We start from the raw sequence: 3,979 nt of genomic DNA, 5'->3' as shown, positions 1-3,979 counted from the left end.
GTATACGAGATACTTCAATCCCAGGCGATTCCTTCCAAAATCTCTGTACTGATCTTCAAGCCCTGAGGCGTTAAAAGTAATATCCTGATTTTGATAGATGCCTTCATAAAAAAGCTCCAGGGATTCGAAGAGGAGTCCGTATCTCAGGTTGAGGCTCAGGCCGAAAATTTTTGAATCTGTGTCGAAAAGGGAGTGGTTCTGTTGTTCGTAGAACACCCCGGATTCCAGCTGAATGATTCCGGTTCCCACAGAAAAAGCACCGATAGTTTCGCCTGGCCGGTTGGAGTTGATAACATCTGTGTATTGGGAATGACCCTGAATACTGAAGAAAACAGACCAGAGAATCAGTGCGTAGAGGGGAGTTTTCCAGGTCTTATATCTTTGGGAAACTACCATATTGTATATATTTTAGGACATTTGTACGCTATATACAACGCGGGAATTGTAATTTTGATATAATTAGAATCGAGATTATGGGGGTATTAAAGACCATTTTATGGATTCTCCTGGGGTACTTTCTGTTGAAATTGATCGCCAGGTTGTTGCGGCCGTGGTTGCTCGCATACGCCAGGCGCAAGACCGGAGACTTTTTTGAGCAGGCCGCTGCCAAAGCACAGCAACCCCGGGAAGCCTCAGGCACCGAAGGAGAAGTCAGTATAGATAAGAAGCCTGCCCGGAGGCCAAATTCCGGGAAAAAAGTTGGAGAGTATATAGAATATGAAGAGATTGAGTAAATTGATTTCGATACCTTTATGAATCCGATTTTCAGGAGTTTCCTCACGCATTTTTTTGCTCTTGCCTTTTTTGCCATAGTGGCCTTGCTGTACTTTCATCCTGTCCTTCAGGGCAAGGTTATCTACCAGTCCGACATCGTCCAGTACAGGGGAATGGCCCAGGAACAGGAAGATTTTCGACGTCAATTCGACGAAGAGCCCTATTGGACCAATAGCGCTTTCGGCGGTATGCCTACTTATCAATTGGGAGCGCGATACCCGCATGATTACATTAAAAAACTGGATCGCCTCATCCGCTTTCTGCCCCGTCCCGCAGACTATCTTTTTCTGTATTTCCTGGGTTTTTATATCCTGTTGGGTTGTATGAAATTGGACTATCGCCTCGCTATCTTAGGGGCACTGGCCTTTGGCTTTTCAACCTATATGATCGTTATCCTGGGCGTGGGGCACAATGCGAAGGCTCACGCCATCGGTTACCTGCCGGTGGTTTTGGGGGGAATACTGCTCGCCTTCAGGGGGAAGTACCTTTGGGGCTTCCTGCTTACAGCCCTGGCCGTGGCTCTCGAGATACAGGCCAACCACTTCCAGATGACCTACTATTTCCTGTTTTTGGTTGTCCCCCTGGGTGTCGCCTATCTTGTAGACGCCATTCAAAATAAGCAATTAAAGGCCTTTTTTACGGCTTCCGGGTTACTCCTGGTCGCAGCCCTGTTGGGTATTGTAGTCAATGCCACTTCCCTTATGGCAACCCGCGAATACGCTGAGTGGAGTACAAGGGGCCCTTCGGTGTTGTCAATTAATCCCGACGGAAGCACAAAAACGGTGACGGATGGTTTAGATAAGGAATATATAACCCAGTACAGTTATGGTATTTCGGAATCCCTGAATATATTAGTTCCCCGAATCTTTGGGGGAGGATCCGTGGAGGCCCTGGGCGAGGACTCACGTACTTACGAATTCCTTACCGAACAGGGTGTATCCCGATCCCAGGCACTTGATTTTAGCAATAATCTGCAGCTCTATTGGGGGGATCAACCCATTGTGGCTGCCCCGCCGTATATTGGAGCGGTAGTGCTCTTTCTCTTTTTGCTCGGACTTTTGCTCGTCAAAGGTCGCACCCGCTGGTGGTTGTTGGCGGCCTCAGGGATCGCGCTGGTACTCTCCTGGGGAAAGAATTTTTCGCTGCTGACCGATCTGATGATCGATTACTTTCCGCTTTACAACAAGTTTCGTGCGGTTTCGTCCGTACAGGTAATTCTCGAGCTCTGTGTCCCTGTTCTGGCCGTACTGGCGATCAGGGCCTGGATGGCCGCTGAAACGCCCCTTGAAAAGAAACGCAAGGCTTTGATAATCGCCTTGTCGGGGATGATTGGTCTCGGGGTGGTACTGCTCTTATTGAAATCTGCATTTGATTTTACCGGGGCAAACGACGGGGTGCTCGAGCGCTACTACGGGGAGGAGCTCGTAGATCTAATTCGGAGAGACCGGGAGACTGTGTATTTGCAGGACACTTTCAGATCCATGCTTTTTATTCTTTTCGCCGGGCTGCTCTTATGGCTGAACTTTAAAAAGAGGTTGCCCGGGAAATGGATGATACTGAGTCTGGGACTTCTCATTGTGGTAGACTTAGTTTCCGTGGATCTCCGCTATGTCAATAAGGATGATTTTGTTACACGCAGGCAATTGGGAAATAGTTTTCCCATGACCCAGGCGGATCAGCAAATTCTTCAGGATACTACCTATTACAGGGTATTGAACCCCACTGAAGGTCTCAATGGGGCCCGAACCTCCTATTTTCACAAATCACTCGGAGGATATCACGCGGCCAAACCCCAGCGTTTGTCAGATTTATTTGAGTTTCATATCTACCAGAATAACCGTCGGGTTTTGGATATGCTCAATACGAAATACCTGATACAGGCCGACGAGGAAGGGAACCCCAGGGCTACCCTGAATCCGGGTGCCCTGGGAAATGCCTGGTTTGTAAGCCAGTTAACCGCTGTGAAATCTGCCGATCAGGCGATTCAGGCCTTAAGCAGTCTGGACCCTGCCCGGCAAGCCATTGTCAATACAAATGATTTCCCGAAAGTAGTGCCGGGTACTTTCGAAGTAGATTCGACATCTCAAATACGATTAGTTTCCTATTCAGCGAACGCACTGGAGTATGTTTCAGAGAACCCCGAAGCGGGTATGGGGGTATTCTCCGAAATGTATTACCCAGAGGGCTGGAAGGCCTTTATCGATGGTAAACCAGAACCACATTTTCGTGTCAATTATGCCCTGAGAGGTATGTTTATTCCCGGGGGGAGGCATGAGATTACCTTTAGATTTGAACCGGAAGTCATTCGAATCGGGAGCCAGATCAGCTTGGCAGGTACGGCTGTGTTGGCTTTACTGTTACTCGGCGGTATAGGTATCGGCATATTTCGTAAGAGGGGGAGTCACTGAGCATAACCCATGCAAAAAGTACTTATTGTAACGTATTACTGGCCTCCTGCTGGTGGCCCCGGGGTTCAACGCTGGTTGTACTTCGCTGGCTATTTGCGGGAATTTGGGATCGAGCCTGTGATCTACACCCCGGAAAACCCAAATTACCCTTTAAGGGATGATTCACTGGTTCAACAGCTTCCTGAAGGGATAAAGGTCTATCGGCAAAAAATATGGGAACCCTATCGATTCGCGCGTTTGCTGAGTCGCTCCGGGACTAAACGCATTAGTTCAGGAATTATCAACCGGGAGAAGCCCGGCCTAATTGAGCGCCTGATGTTGTGGGTGCGGGGGAATGTTTTTATACCTGATGCCCGGAAATACTGGGTTAAACCTTCGGTTCGTTTCCTCTCGGGTGTTATGGAAAAGGAGGGTATAAGCACCCTGATTACTACCGGACCCCCCCATAGTATGCACCTGATCGGGTTGCAGTTAAAAAGGTTACAAAAGATACGGTGGATCGCCGACTTCCGGGATCCCTGGACCTCTATCGGATATCACAGCGCCCTGATGCTCAATAGGCACACATTGGAAAAACATCGCCAAATGGAGGCCGACGTACTCAAGGGGGCAGATGCAATTATTACGACAAGCACACAGACCATGGGGGAATTTAAAAACCGTACCTCCCGTCCGATTCACGTTATCACCAATGGATATTCCGTGGAACGCAATACCAATGAGCAACCCCAAGGACCCTTTACGATTTCCCATATTGGCAGCTTGCTCAGCGGTCGCAATCCTGTATCGCTCTGGAC

Annotated in this window: 3 protein-coding genes and 1 pseudogene; 3 read left to right on the top strand and 1 reads right to left on the bottom strand. The window is 48.7% G+C overall.

Features of this window, described 5'->3' with window-relative positions:
* The coding region (locus WBV75_RS09075; RefSeq protein WP_424120306.1) for a transporter at positions 1-396 on the bottom strand (396 nt) is incomplete at its 3' end.
* A 77-nt stretch (positions 397-473) separates the two neighbouring features.
* On the opposite strand from WBV75_RS09075, the gene WBV75_RS09070 reads away from it, so the two are divergent.
* The 3 genes and pseudogenes from WBV75_RS09070 to WBV75_RS09060 all read left to right on the top strand — a co-directional run.
* Positions 474-734, top strand: a complete 261-nt coding sequence (locus tag WBV75_RS09070) for a DUF4834 domain-containing protein (RefSeq protein WP_424120305.1) — start codon at positions 474-476, stop codon at positions 732-734.
* An 18-nt stretch (positions 735-752) separates the two neighbouring features.
* Positions 753-3,182 carry a hypothetical protein gene (locus WBV75_RS09065; RefSeq protein WP_424120304.1) on the top strand — a complete coding sequence of 810 codons (2,430 nt, stop codon included), beginning with the start codon at positions 753-755 and terminating at the stop codon, positions 3,180-3,182.
* 9 nt (positions 3,183-3,191) lie between these two features.
* Positions 3,192-3,979: pseudogene (locus WBV75_RS09060) on the top strand (glycosyl transferase family 1); the annotation flags it as partial.

It is taken from the genome of Robiginitalea sp., from assembly GCF_049588695.1.
In the GTDB taxonomy this organism is placed as follows: Bacteria; Bacteroidota; Bacteroidia; order Flavobacteriales; family Flavobacteriaceae; genus Robiginitalea.
The sequence above is the reverse complement of the archived record's forward strand: the minus strand, read 5'-3'. Positions and strand labels throughout refer to the sequence as shown.

What these genes read in the sequence shown, in the direction of transcription:
- WBV75_RS09070 (WP_424120305.1), top strand. Translation starts at nt 474, where the DNA reads ATGGGGGTATTAAAGACCATTTTATGGATTCTCCTGGGGTACTTTCTG.
- WBV75_RS09065 (WP_424120304.1), top strand. Translation starts at nt 753, where the DNA reads ATGAATCCGATTTTCAGGAGTTTCCTCACGCATTTTTTTGCTCTTGCC.